This window comes from Pseudomonas sp. GL_090, from assembly GCF_057837765.1.
In genome coordinates this window covers 762212-783630 of the sequence record NZ_CM174452.1, presented here as the reverse complement: position 1 = coordinate 783630, position 21419 = coordinate 762212, and the positions used below count along the sequence as shown (strand labels likewise).

Genomic DNA, 21419 nt, shown 5'->3' with positions numbered 1-21419 from the left:
GGCGTCCATCCAGACAACACACATCCAGAGGTTGCTGCAATGCACTTCGACCTGACCGACCTGCGCCTGTACCTGAACATCCTCGACACCGGCAACATCACCGCCGGCGCCGCACGCAGTCATTTGTCCCTCGCGGCAGCCAGCGCACGCATCCGTGCCATGGAGGCGTCGCTGGGCGTCGAGTTTCTACTGCGCAATCGCCGTGGAATCAGCCCGACGCCGGCCGGCAATGCCCTGGCGCGACACGCCCGGGTCCTGCTGCAACAGGCCGAACGCCTGCAACAGGAACTGGCCGAATACGCCCAGGGCGTCAAAGGTCAGGTGCGGCTGCTGTGCAACACCACGGCGATCACCGAGTACCTGCCGGAGCTGCTCGCGGACTTCCTGCACAGCCACCCCAACCTCGACATCGACCTGCAGGAACTGCCCAGCACCCGCATCACCCACGCCTTGCGCCAGGGGGCGGCGGACCTCGGCATCGTTTCCGACGCGGTGGACACCGATGACTTGCAGACCAGAGCGTTCCGCGATGACCCGCTGGTGCTGATCATGCCTCGGGAACATCCCTTGGCGCAGGCGACCTCAGTGAGTTTCACCGACACGCTGCATCACGACTACGTCGGCCTGAATGCCAACAGCGCCTTGGCGGTGTACCTGGAAGAGCAGGCACTGCACGCCGGCCTGCGCATGCAGATTCGCATCCGCGCCGATGGCTTCGATGGTGTGATGCGCATGGTCGCCCGTGGGGCGGGGCTGGCAATCGTACCGTTGGCCGCGGTCGAACGCGGGTCAGGTGGACTGTCCTTCAAAAGCCTCGCCCTGCAAGAACCCTGGGGCCAACGCAGACTGTTGCTTTGTGCCCGGGACTTCGCGGCATTACCCGGCTATGCCAATGCCCTGCTGCACGCCTTGACTCTCCCCTGAGGGGCAGACTTTATCCTTGAGGTTTGAGCCTCAAGGACAGCGACGATGGGCAAACGAATACTGGTGATCCTCGGGCATCCGTCCAGCAACAGCTTCTGCGCCGCCCTCGCCGAGCGTTATACACAGTCGGCATTGCGCGCCGGGCATGAAGTGCGTCAGCTGTTTCTGGGCGCCATGGATTTTGATCCGGTGCTGCGTGAAGGTTATCGGCAGGTCCAGCCGCTGGAGGCCGATTTGCGTAACGCCCAGACCGACATCCTGTGGGCCGAACAACTGACGCTGGTCTATCCGATCTGGTGGGGTGGCGTACCGGCCTTGCTCAAGGGCTTTTTCGACCGGGTGTTCTTGCCGGGTTTTGCCTTCAAATATCGCCAGGGCAAAGCCTTCCCCGACAAACTCCTGCGCGGCCGAACCGCCCACCTGCTGGTGACCATGGACACACCGCCCTGGTACTACCGATGGATCTACCGCATGCCCGGTTTGCATCAGGTCCGCAAAACCACCCTGGAATTCTGTGGCATCAAGCCAACCCGAACCCTCACCTTCGGGCCAGTTCTCGGCGCCAGCGCAGACCGGCATGCGGCCTGGTTACGCCAAGCCGAAGCTATCGCCAGCGCTTGAGTCGGTCGATAATGCGCCGAGCTTTATCCTCGGAGAAAAGGACCTTCCCATGTACATCGGCCAAGCCGCGCAACGTTCCGGTACCACGGTCAAAAGCATCCGGCACTACGAGTCGATTGGCCTGCTGCCCGCCGCTCGCCGCCAGGGCAAGTACCGCATCTATGACCAGCACAGCGTCGACCTGCTGATGTTCATCAAATGTGCCCAGCAGCTGGGGTTCAGGCTCAAGGAACTGCAGTCGGTCTTCGCCGGACATCAGGGCCCGCAGTTGCCTTGGGAACAGGCACATCAAGTCATCGCCAGCAAAAAACAGGAAATCGCCGAGCGGATTGCGGCGTTGTCGCAACAGCACTCGCAATTGGTCGAGTTCGAGAACAGCCTCGAACACTCCAGGCTCGACTGCCCCCTGAACAGTCTTTGAGGGCCGTGCGTTTCTGGACAGCTCAGTGTCGAGCACAGACAACTGATGATTGGACAAGCGCTATAGGGTGCGACCTCAGTTCTTGAGCCCACTGCCCGGAGTCATCATGACCGCACCGATTACCGTTCTTCGCGACACCCACCCGCTGCCCGTACTCGACGCCTGCAAATGGGAAAAACTCGAAGGCGACCCGCACACCGTCAACCTCAATGCCTACACCAGCGAAGACGGCAGCAAGATCATGGGCACCTGGATCTGCACGCCGGGCAAGTGGTACGTGGAATACGTGAAGTGGGAGTACTGCCACTTCCAGGAAGGCTACTGCATCATCACCCCGGAAGGCATGGCGCCGATCCACCTGCGCGCCGGCGACATTTTCGTCATCGAGCCGGGGATGAAAGGCACCTGGGAAGTGGTGGAAACCGTGCGCAAATATTTCGTGTTTGCCTGATACAAAAAAACCGGGGGATCACCCGACGTGATCTCCCGGTAAATAGTTCTCTGCCACACGCAGAACCCTGTGGGAGCGAGCCTGCTCGCGATGGCGATGTATCAGGCAACATTGATGTTGTCTGACCCACCGCTATCGCGAGCAGGCTCGCTCCCACAGTTTTATTGCGGTTTGCGATAACTGTTGATGATCGCCGAGAAGTCCTGCCCCCCCTCCCCACGCAGGCTCATCGCCTGATACAACTGCTGGGCCACCGCGCCGAGTACCACCGGCTGGTGCGCCTGACGTGCCGCTTCGGTCGCCAGCCCCAGATCCTTGAGCATCAGTTCGGCCCCGAAGCCGCCGGTATAACCGCGCGATGCTGGCGCCGTTTCGACGATGCCCGGCCATGGGTTGTACATCTCCGAGCTCCAGCAACGCCCGGTTGAACTGTTGATGATGCCCGCCAGCACCTTGGTGTCGATGCCCAGGGCATCGCCCAGCGCCATGGCTTCGCTGACGCCGACCATGGAAATTCCCAACAACAGGTTGTTGCAGATTTTAGCGATTTGCCCGGTGCCGACCTCACCACAATGGACGATGTTGCGGCCCATTTGTGCCAGTACCGGTTGCAGAGTGGCGAACAGCTCGGGGGTGGCGCCGACCATGAAGGTCAGCGTCCCGGCGGCTGCACCACCGGTGCCGCCAGAGACCGGCGCATCGGCCATGGCCACGCCCTGTTTGGCGGCGGCGGCGGCTACGTCCCGCGCGGTCTGCGGATCGATGGTGCTGCAATCCACGGCCGGCACACCTTTGCCGATGCCGGCGAGCACGCCGTCTTCACCCAGCCACACACTGCGTACATGCACTGCGGCAGGCAGCATGGTGATCACCAGTTCGGCACCCTCTGCCGCTTCACGGGCCGATGCGCTGATGCTGCCGCCCAGTTGCTCCAGTTCCGCCAGCACGGTTTTGTTCAGGTCCACCAGGCGCAGTGCATGGCCGGCCTTGATCAGGTTGCGCGCCATCGGCGCGCCCATGTTGCCCAGACCGATAAAAGCGATTTTCATGTCCGGCTCCTTAACGCAGGTTGATGGTGGTGTTCACACCGTCGTTGACGCTGTCGTCATCGAACCAGCGACTGGTGACGGTCTTGGTCTGAGTGTAGAACTGCACCACTTGCTTGCCGTACGGGCCGAGGTCGCCGAGCTTGGAACCGCGCGAACCGGTGAAGCTGAAGAACGGGACCGGCACCGGAATCGGGATGTTGATGCCGACCTGGCCGACGTCGATTTCGTTCTGGAATTTACGTGCCGCCGCGCCGCTCTGGGTGAACAGGCCCGTGCCGTTGCCGAACGGGTTGGCGTTGACCAGGGCAATGGCCTCGTCGAGCGTGTTGACTTCCAGCACCACCAGCACCGGACCGAAGATTTCCTGGGTGTAGATCTGCATGTCGGTGGTCACGCCGGAGAACAGGGTCGGGCCGACAAAGTTGCCCTTCTCGTAACCCGGAACCGTGATCTCGCGACCGTCCAGCTCCAGTTTCGCGCCTTCCTTGATGCCGCTCTCGATCAGATCGAGAATCCGTGCCTTGGCCTTTTTCGAGATCACCGGGCCGACGTCGGTGCCCGGCTCGCTGCCGGCATTGACCTTGAGCTTCTGCGCCAGCGCCTTGAGATCCGGCAGCCACTGCTTGGCCGCGCCCACCAGCACCACCACAGAGGTGGCCATGCAGCGTTGACCGGCAGCGCCGAAACCGGCACCCACCAGCGCATTCAGCGCTTGTTCGCGATTGGCGTCCGGCAGCACCACGGCGTGGTTCTTCGCACCCATCATCGATTGCACGCGCTTGCCGTGTTTACCGGCCAGGTCGTAGACATGAGTACCGACGGCGGTTGAACCGACGAAGGAAACCGCCTTGATGTCCTTGTGGGTGCAAAGCCCGTCCACCACGTCCTTGCCGCCATGCACGACGTTGAGCACACCGGCCGGAATGCCCGCCTCAATCGCCAGTTCCACCAGCAGCATGGTCGACATCGGGTCCTGTTCGGACGGCTTGAGCACGAAGGTGTTGCCGCAGGCGATGGCCATCGGGAACATCCACAGCGGAATCATCGCCGGGAAGTTGAACGGGGTAATGCCGGCGCACACGCCGATGGGCTGGCGCAGGGTGTAGGTGTCGACGCCACCGGCGACGTTTTCAGCGAACTCGCCCATTTGCAGGCTGCCGATGGAGCAGGCGTGCTCGACCACTTCCAGGCCACGGAAAATGTCGCCTTCAGCGTCGGCAATGGTCTTGCCCTGCTCGGCGCTGAGGACTGCGGCGATGCGCTTGGAGTGTTCGCGAATCAACGCCTGCAGCTTGAGCATGATGCGCATGCGGGCGCCGATCGGGGTCAGCTTCCAGGTCTGGAAAGCACGATGAGCAGCGCTGATGGCAGCATCGACTTCTTCGGCGGTGGCAAACGGCACTTTGGCCAGTACTTGCTGGGTCGCCGGGTTGATGATGTCGTGCCATTCGGTGGTCTTGGATTCGACCCACTCGCCGTCGATCAACAGTTTGACCTTTTGTACGGTGGTGTCGTTGGACGTGAGCGATACGTTCATGTGGGTCTCCGGAAGTTGTTTTTATCTAGGAGCCAAGACGAAAGGTTCGCCTTGAGATGAGCCATGTGTCACGAATTGGTTGTCGGACTGTTTTTGGAGTATAGATGTGCAAACATCTGATAAGAACGCACATAAAAACCGGTCCAACATGCAAAAAAACATCACCTCCCTCGGTTCGCTGAACTGGGATGACCTCAAGTTTTTCCTTGAAGTTGCCCGCACCCGCAAGGCAAGCACCGCGGCCAAGCGCCTGGCGGTCGACTACACCACGGTGTCGCGACGCATCAGTTCCCTGGAAACGGCGTTAGGCACATTGCTGTTCGAAAAGTCCCGGACCAACGGCTTTGTCCTGACCGCCGAAGGCCAGCGGTTGATGGGGTATGCCGAGTCGATCGAAAGTACCTTGCACATGGCGTGCGAGCAGGTTTCCGGGTCTGGCGTGGCACTGTCCGGGCATGTGCGCATGGGCTGCACCGAAGGCTTCGGCAGCTTTTTCATCACGCCACAGCTGAGCCACTTCGTCGACACCTACCCGGCGATCTCGGTGGATATCCTGCCGCTGCCGCACTTCATCAGCCTGTCCAAGCGCGAGGCCGACATCGTCATCGCCCTGGAGCGCCCGGAGCATGGCCCGTACGTCTGCTGCAAACTGTGCGACTACCGATTGCAGCTGTACGCGACCCAGGATTATCTGGACAACCACCCGCCGATCCGCAAACCAGCCGATTTGGCCAAACATTCGTTTATCAGTTACGTCGACGACCTGGCGTTCAGCTCGGAGCTGCTGTACCTGGCCAACGTATTGCCCGGCGCCAGCGCCAACCTGCGTAGCACCAGCGTGATCGCGCAGTTCGTGGCGGCGCAGCAAGGACGCTCACTGGCGATCCTGCCGTGCTTCCTCGCCACTCAAGACCCGCGCCTGCTGCCGGTGTTGCCGCAGGAAATCAACATCACCCGGCAGTTCTGGATGTACTGCCGCGAAGACCTGCGCAAGCTCAAGCGGATTACCCTGTTGTGGGATTACATCCGCCAGGTCACCGAGCAGAATCAAGGCCTGTTGATGGGGGAAAGTCGGGAGATGCTGTTCGCCGATTAGTCGGAGCTGACCACAATCGCCACCCGGCGATTTTCGGTGCGGCCACTGGATGTGCTGTTGCTGGCCACCGGCACGCTGCTGCCCAGGCCACGCAGCTGGATGTTTTCCTGTTTCATGCCGACGGTGTTGAGCACTTTGGCCACGCTTTTCGCCCGGCGCACGGACAGTTGCTCGTTGTAGGCCTCTTTGCCCGATGCGTCGGTGTGGCCATCGACCCGCACTCGATCGATTCCTACACCGAGCAGCGCCTTGCCGATGCGTTCGACGATTTCGGTGCTCTGTTTGTTCAGGCTGTCGTCGTCACTGCCGAACAACACCTTGCCGGACAACCCGAAGGCCCAGCCATCGTCGGTCAGCTCGAAACCCTGCTGTTTCAGCACGGCAATCTGCGCCGGGGTCAGGCCTTTTGGCGGGGCGGTCTGGCAACCGGTCAGGCTCAGCAAGGCCACGAACAGTGTCATGGTGAAAAAACGCAGGGAACGCGGGTTGAAAGTGAACACGTAAATCAGCTCCTGTTTTGAACATCGGCGGCAGGGTGCTCCGACCCTGCCGTGTACTGTGCGCCTCGGGACAGGCGCTTGGCCTGGTACATCGCGCCATCGGCGGCGTTGAGCAGGGCACCCGGCGTTGCGCCATGATCCGGGTACACCGCGACGCCGATGCTGAGGGAGGTCAGTACCAGGGTACTGCCCGGCAATGGAATCGGTATGTCCATGCTGGCCAGAATCTTGTCGGCAATCCGTTCGGCGTCTTCGGTCTTGTGCAGCGGCGTCAGCAGCACGGCAAATTCATCGCCACCCAAGCGCGCCACCAGGTCGCCTTCGCGCAGTTGCGCCCGAACCCGATTGGCCACGGCCACCAGCACCGCATCACCCGCCGCATGGCCGAAACTGTCGTTGATCTCCTTGAAGCGATCGCTGTCGAGAAACAGCACCGCCACTCGCTCGCCGAGTTTGTTGGCGCTGCGCAGGGCGCGCATCAGGCGACCTTCGAAAAACGCCCGATTGGGCAACCCGGTGAGGCTGTCGTGGCTGGCCTGGTGAGCCAGGGATTCGTTTTCGCTTTGCAGGTGCGAGTGCCAGGCTTCGAGTTCATCGAGCAGGGCATTGAAGTCGTTGCCGAAGTCATCGAGCTCGGTAATGTCGGCAGGCGGTACGCGTTTGTCGAAGGTCCGATCACTGCGCGCGGCGTGGGCGACGGTGGCCAGGTTGCGCAGGGGCTTGATGATCCCGCGAAGTTGTCGGCGCGCCAAGAAGAGCGCAACCCAGGCACTGATGGCCGTGCACACCAGGATGCCCACCAGACCGCTGAGCAAAAAGCGCATCAGGTTGGCGCCGTGACCGGTGAGCCTGATGCTGCCGACTTCCCGCCCTTGGTGGGTGATCGGCATGCTCATGGGTTCTTCCAGAAACGCTTTGGCGATGTGCAATTCGAGATCGGACACCCAACCGGTTTCCGGTCGTTGCCAGCGGGCCAGCAACTGGCCCTGCTGGTCGAACACCTGGGCGTCGGCCACCTCTTCGTTGGCGGCAATCAACGCCAGCGCTTCGGTGGTGGCGGGTTTGTCGTTGAACACCACCGCGGCTTCCACGGTGTAGCTGATCGAGCGCGCGATCAGGTGCAGGTTGTGATCGGCGTACACGCGCAAGGCCAGCACGCCGAGCAACGTCAGTGAAACACTGGCCATGGCAACGCCCACCAGCGCAACGAGCAAATTGCCGCGACCGATGACCGAATGCAAAGTCGGGCGGCTTCCCGGTTTCAGTAGCTTCATGGCGCCGCCGGCTTGCGACGGGAGAGTTGCAACACGCTCGGATGAATGCGCACGCCGCTGCGGGCGACAGAGTCGAGATTGACCTCGAACGACACCTGCTCGTCGCTGACCCGCAAGCAAAACAGGCTGCCGACGGTGCATTGCTCATCGCTCTCACTGATGCTCAACACCGGATGTCCGATCAATGCGGCAAACAATCGGCTGCGTTCTACGCCAGTCAGCTTGCCGATATAAACCGCATCGCAGTCACTGACAATCGATGGGTTGTCGGCCAACAAACGTTGCACCGTGACAGGTCGACCCGTCGCCTGGGTCGTGCCCTTGACCAGGTCGTCGGTGTATTCGGTGGGGCCAACCAGGCACAAGCGCAGCAGCAAAGGCTCGACGGGCCAGCGGGCATAGCTGAGGATTCCAAGAACCACCTGGGTAACTGCTTTGGCGCGTTGGTCCGCCATGCCCACCGGGGCTTGCGATTGAGCGAAAGCGACGCTGGCCAGCAGACAGAGAAGGATGGCCAGCAGCGCTTTTCTACAGCCAACGACGCGCTCTGTCGTCCTGACAGCCACCTTCATGCAGGGATACTCTTGGATCGTAGCGAAATGATGCCGCAACGATAGCACAGCAACGAAATGCCAGCGAGGCCACGTACTACGTAGCCTCGGGCAATTTCCTACAACTGTTACTGACCTTTCAGCCTGCCGGCTCGCTGCCGTCCTTTAGCTCCAGCATCAGCCCGCTCAAGCGTTTGACCCGGCGTTTCACCGCCTCTTCAAACACGCCCGCACGAGACTCGATCAAGGTGAACCAGTCCTTGGCCCGGGTAATGCCGGTGTAGATCAGTTCCTTGGTGAGTACCGGATTCAAGGCATCGGGAAGAATCAACGCGGTATGCGCGAATTCCGAGCCCTGGGATTTATGCACGGTCATGGCGTACACGGTTTCGACATCATTCAGGCGACTGGGCAGGACAAATCGCACGCCACCCTGGCCATCATTGCGTGGGAATGCCACGCGCAAAACCTGTTTTCCGTGGCCTTCCTGTTCCGGGAGCTTGAGGGCAATGCCGATATCGCCGTTCATCAAACCCAGCCCGTAATCGTTGCGGGTCATCAGCACAGGGCGACCTTCGTACCACTGCTGGTCGCTGTCGATCAGGCGCGCCCTGAGCAACGCCTCCGTCACCCGCTGGTTCAAGCCCTCGACACCCCACGGCCCCTTGCGCACGGCACATAACAACTGGAACGCGTCGAAGGCCTGCAGCACTTGTCGAGCCCAATCAATCCAGCGCGAATCTTCCAGCGGGCTGTCCAGTGGCGGCCGCTGATTGCGCAGCACGCTCAGGTAATGTCGATAACCCTGCGGGCCCTCACCATGGCCATCTAGAAGCAAGCGCTCCAGGGCCCGATCCTGCTCCCCCTTGAGGGCCAGGCAATACACATCGTCATGGCTTCGCGCCGACAACAACTTGCGGGCTTCTTCGGGTTGCTGCTGGTTGACCCAGCGAGCCAGTTGGCCAATGCCGCTGCCTTCACCGAATCGCCGGGAATGACGCAACATCACGACCTGCTGGGCCAATGGATGAGTGCCCTGGGCGTCCTCCTGCAACCCGCTGGCCTGCAGGCTTTCGCCACTGACGGTTTCCAGCCACTGGCGGGTCTGCGGGCTGTACCAGCCAGCCTCCGCATCGCGACACAGGTCCCCCAAAACCGCACCTGCTTCTACCGACGCCAATTGGTCCTTGTCCCCCAACAGCACGAGGCGCGCATGGGCCGGCAAGGCATCGAGCAGGTTGGCCATCATTTCCAGGTCGATCATCGAGGCCTCGTCCACCACCAACACATCCAGCGGCAAGCGATTGCCGGCGTGGTGGCGGAAATGACGAGTCCCGGGCCGGCTGCCGAGCAGGCGGTGAACGGTGGTGACGTCGGAGGGGATCTTTTCCCGAACGCCCTCTGTGACCTTCAAGGTCTGGACTTGCTGGCTGATGGATTCTGTCAGACGCGCCGCGGCCTTGCCGGTCGGTGCGGCGAGGCGAATGCGCAGGGGCATGCCGGCATCGACCGCTGGCGCCTGGAGCAATGCCAGCAAGCGCACGACGGTGGTGGTCTTGCCGGTTCCCGGTCCCCCCGTGACGATGCTGAAGGCGCTGCGCGTCGCCAGGGCGCAGGCCAGCTTCTGCCAGTCGATCACTTCACCCGGCCGGGCAGGGCCAAACAACCCGGTGAGGCGCTGGAGCAAATCATTCGGCGTGGATTCGTGTTCCGTCAGGCGCTCGCGTAGCGAGAGGTCGATCCGCCGCTCGTACGCCCAATAGCGACGCAGGTACAAGCGTTTGCCCGATAGAACCAAAGGCCGGTCGCGCACGTTGTCACGACTGTCAGCGGCCAGTGCGACCAGATTGCTGGCGGCCAGCACCTTGCACCAATGAGCGCCGTCCAGCGATCCCAGCAGCTGCGAGGGCAACAGCATCGCGCCGCCCTGCACGTCACCTTCGGGTGGCAGCGACAGGGCGAAGTCCGGTTCTTTCAGCGTCTCGAACAGGTCGAGGCAGACATGCCCATGGCCCAACTGGTGGCTGGTCAGCGCAGCCGCCAGCAACACCAGTGGATCGTCTTCCGGTGCCAGTTCATGCAGAAACGCCACAAAAGCTTTGTCCAGCGCGCGCAACCAGCCACGCTCGACCCAACGCGAGAGCAACAACAACAAGTCGTCGGCACGACTCAGTGGTACCAGATCGGCCAGGCTTTCGGCGGCCAGCGATGTGGGCAGCAAATCGGCGAATGTGCGACTCATAACAGTACTCCCTGTTCCCAGGCGGGCTCGGCCTTGGGCTCTGGCTTGCCCTGGAACAGCCTGTCCAGACGCTCGATCAGTTCTCTTGGCGGCCGGGCGAAAAACACACCCTGGCTGGCCGCACGCGTACCGCGCAAAAACAGGTACAACGCACCGCCTACATGCCGGTCGTAGTCGTAATCGGCGAGCCGTGCCTTGAGCTGGCGATGCAGGGCCAACAGGTACAACACGTATTGCAGGTCATAACGGTTGTCGAGAATCGATTGTTCCATGGCCTGCGCGGTGTAGGCCGCATCATCGACGCCGAGCCAGTTGGATTTGTAGTCAGCCACGTAATAGCGGCCGTCATGTTCGAACGTCAGGTCGATGAAACCCTTGAACATGCCGTTGAGCAACACCGGTTCGGCGGCGACCCGTGCCACGCCGTTGTGAGTGTATTGGCACACCAGCGCATCGAGTTTGAGCACATCCACCTTATGGCTGGCGAACCAGAACTCCATCTCGACCTGATACTGCGTCAACTGGCCGAATACCACCGGTGCCTGACCGCCGCCCAGTTGCAGCGGCGACTTGAGCAGATGCTGCAACCAGTCACTCAAGGTGCTGATCCAACCCTCCCAGCCTCGACGGTTGCAGCGACGGGCAATGGCGTCGATCACCTCTTGTGGTGCCGCAGCAAAACCCTCGTCCCCCGCCCATTCGAGCAAGCCATGGAGGAAGGTGCCGGGGTTCGGGCCGCGCGGAAAGCGATGGATATCGCCGCCACCGGCCACCACTTCCCTAGGGGTCTGCGGGTCGAGGCGTTCGTCATCGAACAGTTTTTGCGCCTGCGGGCTCTCCGGCGCCTCATCCGTGCCGACACTCAGGGTGTCGCCAATGCGCAGCGCGCTGTAGGAAGCGATCCACCAGTTTTCACTGGCCTTGCGTTTCGGAACCAGCGGAACCAACAGCGCCGCGTCGTTTTGCGGTGGCTGGTAATGCACTGTTGTCGCCTCAGGCATCTCGGCACAGGCCAGCGCCGGGCAGTCCTGTTGCAGGTCCCGCAACCAAAGCTGCAACGCCGGGGAGTCGGCCAATGGCGCACCGCCGCCCAGCAGATAACCCAATGCCGACAGATGCAGCACCGAGCCATTGTTGTTGCCGCGCTTGAGGTCGGCCACCCCCAGCCAGCAGGCGTGTTGCGCCCGGGTCAGAGCGACATAGAGCAAGCGCAGATCCTCGGCCAGACGCTCATCGTCAGCCAGGGCAATCAACTCTGCCGTCGGCTTCAAGGTGACCTGGGCATTGCCGGATTCATCGTGGTAGTGCAGCGGCAGGCGGCTGCCATCCACCGGTTTCGCCGAGCAAATGAACGGCAGGAACACCAAGGGATATTCAAGGCCCTTGGACTTGTGAATGGTCACGACCTTGACCAATTGCTCATCACTTTCCAGACGCAGGATCTGCTCTTCGCCAGCCTGCCCGGACAACGCCAGATGCTCCGACAAATGCCGGATCAGGGCTTGTTCGCCATCAAGTTCGGCGGCGGCTTGTTGCAGCAGTTCGAAAAGGTGCAGAAGGTTGGTCAAGACGCGCTCGCCGTCACTGCGGGCGATCAACGCCTGGGGCAAACGGAAGTCGTGCAGCAGGCGGCGCAGCATCGGCAGTACGCCCTGTTTGCGCCAGACTTCGCGATAGCCACGGAACTGCATGACCCGGGATTCCCAGGCCAACTCGTCCTGATTCAGACGCTCAAGTTCCGTCAATGACAGGTTCAACGTGATGCTGGCCAACGCGGCCCGCAACGGACGCTCGACATCCGGCTCGGCGCAGGCCTTGAGCCAGGTCAGTACGTCATGCGCCTCCTGGGCGGCGAACACCGAGTCCTTGTCCGACAGGTAAACACTGCGCACGCCACGGGCGGCCAATTGCGCACGAACCGCCTGCGCCTCCTTGCCGTCGCGTACCAGGATGGCGATGTCCGCCGGCAGCAGGCCCCTGAAGGCTTTGCCGTCCTGGGTGAACCCCGCTTGCCCCTGCTGCCCGCCATTGAGCAATGCCGTGATTTCACTGGCGCAGGCAGCCGCCAGGTGTTGCCGGTACACCGCACCGGACAATGGTTGTTCGGCCGGCAAGTGCCAGATGTTCAAGGCCGGGATTGCCTGGTCATTGATGCGCAAGACTTCTTTGCGACCCTGGGAGGCCACTGGCGTGAACGGCACCGGATTGTCGCCATTCTTCTGCCGAAAGAGGAAAGCGCCGCGCCCTGACTCCCGGGCTTCGGCACGCTCGAACACATGGTTCACCGCGTTGACCATGCCATGGCTCGAGCGGAAGTTGGTGCCCAGGGTGTGCAGGCGGCCAGTGGTGGCCTGGCGGGCGCGCAGGTAGGTATGGATGTCGGCACCGCGAAAAGCGTAGATCGCCTGTTTCGGATCGCCGATCAGGAACAGACCGCACTCGGGGCTGTTCTCTTCAATGCGGTAGATGCTCTCGAAGATCCGGTATTGCACCGGGTCGGTGTCCTGGAACTCATCGATCAGGGCGACCGGAAACTGTTCACGGATCAGGGTTGCCAGCCGCTCGCCGCCATCGGATTGCAAGGCCGCATCAAGGCGCAGCAACATGTCGTCGAAACCCATTTCCGCGCGGCGGCGTTTCTCTTCCTCGAATCGCGCCCCGACCCAGCGGGCCGCATGTTGCAGTACGGCGGCATCAGGCGTTGGCAACCCATCGAGACAGGCCTTGAGGCCGGCCATCGCATCGAGCCCCGGATGTCGAGGCGCCTCACCTTTCCAGGCTTCAGCCATGCCATCCGGGGTCAGGCGAGTGAAGCCGGTGCCGATATCCAGTTGCTCAAGGGATTCGTCCTCGGCCCAGGCTTTGATCTTTTCAAACCAGGGCTCGAAATAGCGTGCCTGCATCTTGCGACCGTCGACAGCCTTGCCGGCAACGCCCTGGTGACAGATGACAAGCAACTCGTCCGCCCACTGCAGCCAGGGTTTCTTCAGTTCGATCAGGGCAACCCTTCGTTCTTGCAGGCATTGCGCAATCACTTCGGCGGGTTCTTTCCCTTCAAGGGTATCCCGCTCGCTGGCGAACAGCGCACGAATCCGCGGCAGCAGCGCCGCCGGCCCTCCCCAATTGCTGCGCACCCAATTCAAGGCGTCACCTTGCATCGGGTAACAGAACAGCCGCCAGTAATCGCGCAGGACTTCCCCCAGCAAGTCGCTGTGGTCGGTTTCCAGGGTCTGGGTAAACAGGCTGCCGCTGTCGAACGCGTGCTCGCGCAACATGCGCTGGCACCAACTGTGGATGGTCGACACCGCCGCCTCGTCCATCCACTGGGCGGCGATGTCCAGGCGGTTTGCGCATCCCGGCCATTGCTCGGGCAAGTACTGACCACGCAACTCGGCAATCAGGCTGTCGGGGGCCGGGGTTTCATCGCGGAAATAGCGTGCGGCCTCGGCGAGCCGTGTGCGGATGCGTTCGCGCAGCTCTTTGGTCGCGGCGTCGGTGAACGTCACGACGAGGATCTGCGGCGGCAACAGCTCACGTCCGAAGCCACTGTCCTCCCCGCCGTTGCCAAGCACCAGACGCAGGTACAACGCGGAAATGGTGAACGTCTTGCCGGTCCCGGCGCTGGCCTCGATCAGTTGACTGCCACGCAGCGGGAAGGCCAGGGCCAGAGGTGTCTTCGAGCTCATCAGCGCGACTCCTCGCTGGACAGTGAACGCCAGGGAGCTTCAAGAAGCGGGCGATAGAGCGCATCACACCACTGGGGGAACGTCTCGTCGGCGATCAAGGCATCGTAATCGGCGAATTGGCGAGCGAGTGCCGGGCTTTCGCGACGCTCTCCGTCCGTCGTCTGCCCATCCCCTTCATAGGCCTTGCGCGCAGCGGCCTCGGCTTTGACCGGGTCGGTTTGCCCCAGCCACGCGAAGGCTGTCTTGACTGCGATCGGCAGAGGCTGGCGCATCCCCGACTGCCAGGCCATCAACAGGTCAGCGAGAATTTTCCGCGCCGTGGACTGCTCCAGCGGACCGAGCAACAGGCTGTCGTCGCTGGCCACCAATGCGGTGGTCAGCGCCATGCCACTGGCACAAGCCATCAGATGATTGACCCACGGGCGTGTCAGACGATGCCATTTGCGCGACTTGATCGAGCCGATACTGTTGGGGATCGTTGTGACAGACAACAAACCACCATCAGCACGCTGATGCAGGCCGCTGAGCCAGCCCTCGATGTGCAGGCCCTGCAACTCAATACTGACGGGCAACGCGCTGCTGAGCGGTGTTGGCCACAACGCCAGGAGCTGTTGGTGGCGTTGCAGCAAGTCAGGCAATGGCTCGATCAACTCCCGTTGCAGGCACTCACCGAATCCGGCCATGGGCAGCAGCCCGCTGTTCTGCAACCGTTTCGCCTGATCTTCCAGTGCCTGTCCGGTATTTGCCGGAGCCGCCAACGCCGCTTCGAGCAAACGGTCGCTGAGGCTGTAACGCTGCAACGCATCCAGGACAAAGGGCTCTTCATCGGCCAACGGCACTTCAGCCGCCTCGAAGAAGACCTTCAGTCGCTGGCTGAAAAAATGCCTTACCGGATTGCGCAGGAAATCCTGCACCTGACCGAGACTCAGTGGTTCGTCCTGAACGTGGGGCGCGAGCACTTCGGCGCTTGCCTGTTGCTCTGCCGCCTGATGAAGCACCTGCCATTCGCTGGCGTAGCTGAACGACTCATCCCCGTCGTGAAAGTAGCGAGCACTGAAGGGTTGCAACGGGTGTTCCCGGGTCATGGCCTCCAGCAGATCCTCGTCGCTTTGCAGCAATCGCCAACCACTGGCCAGGTGATCACGCAACTGGCCAATCAGCACCGAGGCAGGCCGCTCGCTGTTATCGCGGATGCTGCGGCCCACCCAACTGATGTAGAGCTGGTCCCTTGCCGACAGCAAGGCTTCCAGTAGCAGGTAGCGATCGTCTTCGCGCCGGGAGCGGTCACCCGGACGGTAATCACTGCCCATCAGGTCGAAATCCAGCGGCGGCTGCGCGCGCGGATAATCGCCGTCATTCATGCCCAACAGGCACACCAGTTTGAACGGGATGGCGCGCATGGGCATCAAGGTGCAGAAGTTGACCGCTCCGGCCAGAAAACGCTGGGAGAGACGGCCCTGATCCAGACCTGCAAGCCAGGCTTCACGGACGACGGTCAGCGGCAACTCGTCCTGCAACCCGACGGATTCGCAGGTCTCGAGCCAGGTCTCACGCAGCTCTTCGAGCTGGGCCAGCAAGTAGTCATCGTGTTCGTTACCGGCAAGGAAGAACAACTGCACCAACGCCTGCAAGCGCAAGCCCCATTGCCCCGGCGATGCAGGCTGAGAGAGTTCGTGATGAGCCACTTCCAGCGCGTCGAGCAAGGCAACCAGCGGACCGATGAGCGCAGCGTCCAGACCACCGATCTCGTCGTAGGGTTCGATGCCCTCATAAGCATCGGCGCTGCCAACGGCATAACCGAGCAACATCCGTCGCAAGCCGAAACGCCAGCTGTTTTGCTCCAGCTCTTTGGGCAGCCCGAGCCCGGCACGTTGCTCGGCATTCATGCCCCAGCGAATGCCGGCACCTTCGATCCAGCGGTGCAGCGTCGGCAGGTCACGCTCCTCGACAGCAAAACGGGCGCGCAGTGCGGGGACGTCCAGCAGATCGAGAATCTCACTGACGGGGAATCGGCTGTCAGGCAGCTTGAGCAGGTGCTCGACCGCAATCAGCAATGGATCACGACCACGCTGGCCCTGGTCAGCCAGGGTAAACGGAATGAAGCGCGGGTCCTGGCGGTCAAGCTGGCCAAAAACGGCACGAATATGCGGTGCGTAGCTATCGATGTCCGGGACCATCACGATGATGTCCCTGGGTCGCAGTGTCGGATCGGCACTGAAGCGCGCGAGCAGTTGATCGTGGAGGATCTCGACTTCTCGCTGGGCGCTATGGGCGATGTGAAAACGGATCGATTCGTCCTTGTGCAGATCGATAGCCGGCCAACGCTCCCGAGTCTCGTTGAGGGGCCGCAGTTCGAGGATGTCGTCCTGCAACTGGTTGAGCACGTTCAGCGGCTGACCGTCACTGAACAGGTCGATGCGCCCGTCGCGGAATGCCGAACGATAGCTGCTGGGATCGTCATAACTGTCGAGCAGGTTGATGTAGTCCCGCCCCTGCTTGCCCCAGGCAGCCAGCAGCGGGTGGGCATGCTGGTGCAGGGTTTGCGGATCGATCACTACCGGCGTGCCGCTCTTGCGAGCTTGACGCTTGTATTGATGCCGCAACAGGTCTTTATCGGCGACGATGTCCGCCCAATGGTGACGACACGGGTTGTGTACACACAGCAGGACCTGGCTGAACCGTGCCAGTCCCGCCAGTGCTTCCAGGGCTTGGGCAGGCAGGGAAGAAATCCCGAAAACGATCACTCGCGAGGGTAATCCCTTGGGAGCTGTTTCGAGGTTATTGATGCGTTCGACAAATCGCTGATGGACGCCGGCACGACTTTGCGCCATGCCTTCTTCTCCCACATCCAGCAAGAGTGCGCGCCATAACTCTGCCTGCCAGCAATTGGCCGGAGTCAGGGGTTTGGCTTCGCCCCTGGCGGTTCTGGTTTGATGGCGACCTTGCGCCCAGTCTTCGAGCCAGTCAGCTCGATACACCTGGTATTGGTCGAACAGATCCGCCAGACGCTCAGCCAGTTGATAGCGTTTGCGCAGGTCGGTGTCATGGGTCAGGAAACGTTGCAGAGGCTCGAAGTACGGCTGATTGATCAGTTGCGGCAGCAGGCGCATCAGGCGCCAGGTCAGCGGGGCTTTATCGAGCAGGGACTTGACCGGAATTTCGTCGCGGCCAAGGACCATGCGATAGAGCTGCCACATGAAGCTGCCGGGCAACTGCACATCGATGGCGGCAGCGATGCCGCAGCCTCCCATGTCGTCTTCTTCAGAATCTTCCGCCAGTGCCAGCTTCAGCCATTGGGCAATGCCATTGCTTTGCACCAAGGCGATTTCATTCTCCAGGGGAGCGAGCGGGTAGCGCCGCATCCAGCTGACCACCAGGCTGCGCAATTCGTCCAGGCGGTTGCCGTGAACCACCATGAATCCAGCGCTGAGAGGTGTTGCGTCCGGCATAGTGGCGTCCCTGGAAATGCAAAATCGAAGGACGACTTTAACATTTGTAGGAGCGAGCTCGCTCGCGAAGAACGCCAGGACACCGCGTGGCCCCAGGCAGTTAGCGTCATCGTTGACGACCTTCGCGAGCAGGCTCGCTCCTACAGGGCACAGTGTTCGAGGTGTAAATAGGCCAAAAAACAAAACCCCTACCTGCATACGCAGATAGGGGTTTCGGAATTTAATCTTGACGATGACCTACTCTCACATGGGGAAACCCCACACTACCATCGGCGATGCATCGTTTCACTGCTGAGTTCGGGATGGGATCAGGTGGTTCCAACGCTCTATGGTCGTCAAGAAATTCGGGTACCGAGTCGTGGCCGGTCGGCCGCGCTTCAGCAAATTGGGTATGTGACAGCTAGGTGTTTTGTGAGCATCTCGAACTTTCGGTTCGTTTCGTCTTCACACACCGCAATCTGGTCTCTTTCGTTTCTTCAACTAGGAGCATCAAATTGCTTGGGTGTTATATGGTCAAGCCTCACGGGCAATTAGTATTGGTTAGCTCAACGCCTCACAGCGCTTACACACCCAACCTATCAACGTCGTAGTCTTCGACGGCCCTTCAGGGGACTCAAGGTCCCAGTGAGATCTCATCTTGAGGCAAGTTTCCCGCTTAGATGCTTTCAGCGGTTATCTTTTCCGAACATAGCTACCCGGCAATGCCACTGGCGTGACAACCGGAACACCAGAGGTTCGTCCACTCCGGTCCTCTCGTACTAGGAGCAGCCCCTCTCAAATCTCAAACGTCCACGGCAGATAGGGACCGAACTGTCTCACGACGTTCTAAACCCAGCTCGCGTACCACTTTAAATGGCGAACAGCCATACCCTTGGGACCGGCTTCAGCCCCAGGATGTGATGAGCCGACATCGAGGTGCCAAACACCGCCGTCGATATGAACTCTTGGGCGGTATCAGCCTGTTATCCCCGGAGTACCTTTTATCCGTTGAGCGATGGCCCTTCCATACAGAACCACCGGATCACTAAGACCTACTTTCGTACCTGCTCGACGTGTCTGTCTCGCAGTCAAGCGCGCTTTTGCCTTTATACTCTACGACCGATTTCCGACCGGTCTGAGCGCACCTTCGTACTCCTCCGTTACTCTTTAGGAGGAGACCGCCCCAGTCAAACTACCCACCATACACTGTCCTCGATCCGGATAACGGACCTGAGTTAGAACCTCAAAGTTGCCAGGGTGGTATTTCAAGGTTGGCTCCACGCGAACTGGCGTCCACGCTTCAAAGCCTCCCACCTATCCTACACAAGCAAATTCAAAGTCCAGTGCAAAGCTATAGTAAAGGTTCACGGGGTCTTTCCGTCTAGCCGCGGATACACTGCATCTTCACAGCGATTTCAATTTCACTGAGTCTCGGGTGGAGACAGCGCCGCCATCGTTACGCCATTCGTGCAGGTCGGAACTTACCCGACAAGGAATTTCGCTACCTTAGGACCGTTATAGTTACGGCCGCCGTTTACCGGGGCTTCGATCAAGAGCTTCGCGTTAGCTAACCCCATCAATTAACCTTCCGGCACCGGGCAGGCGTCACACCCTATACGTCCACTTTCGTGTTTGCAGAGTGCTGTGTTTTTAATAAACAGTCGCAGCGGCCTGGTATCTTCGACCGGCGTGGGCTTACGGAGCAAGTCCTTCACCCTCACCGGCGCACCTTCTCCCGAAGTTACGGTGCCATTTTGCCTAGTTCCTTCACCCGAGTTCTCTCAAGCGCCTTGGTATTCTCTACCCAACCACCTGTGTCGGTTTGGGGTACGGTTCCTGGTTACCTGAAGCTTAGAAGCTTTTCTTGGAAGCATGGCATCAACCACTTCGTGTTCCAAAGGAACACTCGTCATCAGCTCTCGGCCTTAGAATCCCGGATTTACCTAAGATTCCAGCCTACCACCTTAAACTTGGACAACCAACGCCAAGCTGGCCTAGCCTTCTCCGTCCCTCCATCGCAATAACCAGAAGTACAGGAATATTAACCTGTTTTCCATCGACTACGCTTTTCAGCCTCGCCTTAGGGACCGACTAACCCTGCGTCGATTAACGTTGCGCAGGAAACCTTGGTCTTTCGGCGTGGGTGTTTTTCACACCCATTGTCGTTACTCATGTCAGCATTCGCACTTCTGATACCTCCAGCAAGCTTCTCAACTCACCTTCACAGGCTTACAGAACGCTCCTCTACCGCATCATCCGAAGATGATACCCGTAGCTTCGGTGTATGGTTTGAGCCCCGTTACATCTTCCGCGCAGGCCGACTCGACTAGTGAGCTATTACGCTTTCTTTAAAGGGTGGCTGCTTCTAAGCCAACCTCCTAGCTGTCTAAGCCTTCCCACATCGTTTCCCACTTAACCATAACTTTGGGACCTTAGCTGACGGTCTGGGTTGTTTCCCTTTTCACGACGGACGTTAGCACCCGCCGTGTGTCTCCCATGCTCGGCACTTGTAGGTATTCGGAGTTTGCATCGGTTTGGTAAGTCGGGATGACCCCCTAGCCGAAACAGTGCTCTACCCCCTACAGTGATACATGAGGCGCTACCTAAATAGCTTTCGAGGAGAACCAGCTATCTCCGAGCTTGATTAGCCTTTCACTCCGATCCACAGGTCATCCGCTAACTTTTCAACGGTAGTCGGTTCGGTCCTCCAGTCAGTGTTACCTAACCTTCAACCTGCCCATGGATAGATCGCCCGGTTTCGGGTCTATTCCCAGCGACTAGACGCCCTATTAAGACTCGCTTTCGCTACGCCTCCCCTATTCGGTTAAGCTCGCCACTGAAAATAAGTCGCTGACCCATTATACAAAAGGTACGCAGTCACCTAACAAAGTAGGCTCCCACTGCTTGTACGCATACGGTTTCAGGATCTATTTCACTCCCCTCTCCGGGGTTCTTTTCGCCTTTCCCTCACGGTACTAGTTCACTATCGGTCAGTCAGTAGTATTTAGCCTTGGAGGATGGTCCCCCCATATTCAGACAAAGTTTCTCGTGCTCCGTCCTACTCGATTTCATGACCAAGAGATTTTCGCGTACAGGGCTATCACCCACTATGGCCGCACTTTCCAGAGCGTTCCGCTAATCTCAAAGCCACTTAAGGGCTAGTCCCCGTTCGCTCGCCACTACTAAGGGAATCTCGGTTGATTTCTTTTCCTCAGGGTACTTAGATGTTTCAGTTCCCCTGGTTCGCCTCTTGCACCTATGTATTCAGTACAAGATAACCATCTTATGATGGCTGGGTTCCCCCATTCAGACATCTCCGGATCAAAGTCTGTTTGCCGACTCCCCGAAGCTTTTCGCAGGCTACCACGTCTTTCATCGCCTCTGACTGCCAAGGCATCCACCGTATGCGCTTCTTCACTTGACCATATAACCCCAAGCAATCTGGTTATACTATGAAGACGACATTCGCCGAAAATTCGATTGAGCTCCTAAGAGCAACTCACAAATTTTACCTTAGCCTGATCCGTTACCAGTGAAAGTAACGTTCAGTCTATCTTTCTATCACATACCCAAATTTTTAAAGAACGATCTAATCAAAAGACTAGAAATCAATATTCACGCTGGAATATTCATTTCTAA

At 60.0% G+C, this 21419-nt stretch carries 13 protein-coding genes and 2 rRNA genes; 5 read left to right on the top strand and 10 right to left on the bottom strand.

From position 1 onward, the window contains the following. Window positions 1-39: 39 nt before the first annotated feature. From AC3ITA_RS03400 to AC3ITA_RS03385, 4 genes are all read left to right on the top strand, one after another. Window positions 40-924 carry a LysR family transcriptional regulator gene (locus AC3ITA_RS03400; protein WP_489279443.1) on the top strand — a complete coding sequence of 295 codons (885 nt, stop codon included), beginning with the start codon at window positions 40-42 and terminating at the stop codon, window positions 922-924. A gap of 45 nt (window positions 925-969) precedes the next feature. Beyond that, window positions 970-1545 (top strand): NAD(P)H-dependent oxidoreductase, encoded by a 576-nt coding sequence (locus AC3ITA_RS03395; protein WP_489279442.1) that lies wholly within the window; start codon window positions 970-972, stop codon window positions 1543-1545. Window positions 1546-1594: 49 nt separating this feature from the next. Next, entirely contained in the window at window positions 1595-1966 is a 372-nt protein-coding gene (locus tag AC3ITA_RS03390; RefSeq protein ID WP_489279441.1) for a MerR family transcriptional regulator, read from the top strand. A gap of 106 nt (window positions 1967-2072) precedes the next feature. Continuing rightward, window positions 2073-2417 carry a cupin domain-containing protein gene (locus tag AC3ITA_RS03385; protein WP_007900627.1) on the top strand — a complete coding sequence of 115 codons (345 nt, stop codon included), beginning with the start codon at window positions 2073-2075 and terminating at the stop codon, window positions 2415-2417. Between the two features lie 161 nt (window positions 2418-2578). Here AC3ITA_RS03385 and mmsB read toward each other — a convergent pair whose 3' ends face one another. Both mmsB and AC3ITA_RS03375 read right to left on the bottom strand, forming a co-directional pair. Continuing rightward, entirely contained in the window at window positions 2579-3466 is an 888-nt protein-coding gene (gene mmsB, locus AC3ITA_RS03380) for a 3-hydroxyisobutyrate dehydrogenase (protein ID WP_489279439.1), read from the bottom strand. 10 nt (window positions 3467-3476) lie between these two features. Then, the gene (locus tag AC3ITA_RS03375; RefSeq protein WP_489279438.1) at window positions 3477-5003 is read right to left on the bottom strand and encodes a CoA-acylating methylmalonate-semialdehyde dehydrogenase; all 1527 of its coding nucleotides are present in this window, start codon (window positions 5001-5003) and stop codon (window positions 3477-3479) included. Between the two features lie 148 nt (window positions 5004-5151). Between AC3ITA_RS03375 and AC3ITA_RS03370 the strand changes: the two genes are divergently transcribed. Continuing rightward, on the top strand, window positions 5152-6099 hold the full coding sequence (locus tag AC3ITA_RS03370; RefSeq protein WP_095942484.1) for a LysR family transcriptional regulator: 948 nt from the start codon (window positions 5152-5154) through the stop codon (window positions 6097-6099). Here the strand turns inward: AC3ITA_RS03370 and yfiB are convergent. From yfiB to AC3ITA_RS03330, 8 genes are all read right to left on the bottom strand, one after another. After that, window positions 6096-6599 carry an outer membrane lipoprotein YfiB gene (gene yfiB / locus AC3ITA_RS03365; protein ID WP_172435304.1) on the bottom strand — a complete coding sequence of 168 codons (504 nt, stop codon included), beginning with the start codon at window positions 6597-6599 and terminating at the stop codon, window positions 6096-6098. The two genes, AC3ITA_RS03370 and yfiB, sit on opposite strands and share 4 nt — an antisense overlap. A gap of 5 nt (window positions 6600-6604) precedes the next feature. Then, the gene (gene dgcN / locus AC3ITA_RS03360) at window positions 6605-7873 is read right to left on the bottom strand and encodes a diguanylate cyclase DgcN/YfiN (protein ID WP_489279435.1); all 1269 of its coding nucleotides are present in this window, start codon (window positions 7871-7873) and stop codon (window positions 6605-6607) included. Continuing rightward, window positions 7870-8445: a regulatory sequestration protein YfiR gene (yfiR, locus tag AC3ITA_RS03355; RefSeq protein WP_414929817.1), complete on the bottom strand. Its 576-nt coding sequence runs from the start codon at window positions 8443-8445 to the stop codon at window positions 7870-7872. The genes dgcN and yfiR overlap by 4 nt, the downstream gene beginning before the upstream one ends. 118 nt (window positions 8446-8563) lie before the next feature. Continuing rightward, entirely contained in the window at window positions 8564-10666 is a 2103-nt protein-coding gene (recD, locus tag AC3ITA_RS03350) for an exodeoxyribonuclease V subunit alpha (protein ID WP_489279432.1), read from the bottom strand. Beyond that, entirely contained in the window at window positions 10663-14352 is a 3690-nt protein-coding gene (recB, locus tag AC3ITA_RS03345; protein ID WP_489279431.1) for an exodeoxyribonuclease V subunit beta, read from the bottom strand. Before recB ends, recD begins: the two co-directional genes overlap by 4 nt. After that, window positions 14352-17801, bottom strand: a complete 3450-nt coding sequence (gene recC / locus AC3ITA_RS03340) for an exodeoxyribonuclease V subunit gamma (RefSeq protein ID WP_489279430.1) — start codon at window positions 17799-17801, stop codon at window positions 14352-14354. Before recC ends, recB begins: the two co-directional genes overlap by 1 nt. A gap of 224 nt (window positions 17802-18025) precedes the next feature. Then, window positions 18026-18141 (bottom strand): 5S ribosomal RNA (rrf, locus tag AC3ITA_RS03335). 169 nt (window positions 18142-18310) lie between these two features. Further along, a 23S ribosomal RNA gene (locus AC3ITA_RS03330) occupies window positions 18311-21204 on the bottom strand. Window positions 21205-21419 lie beyond the last annotated feature (215 nt).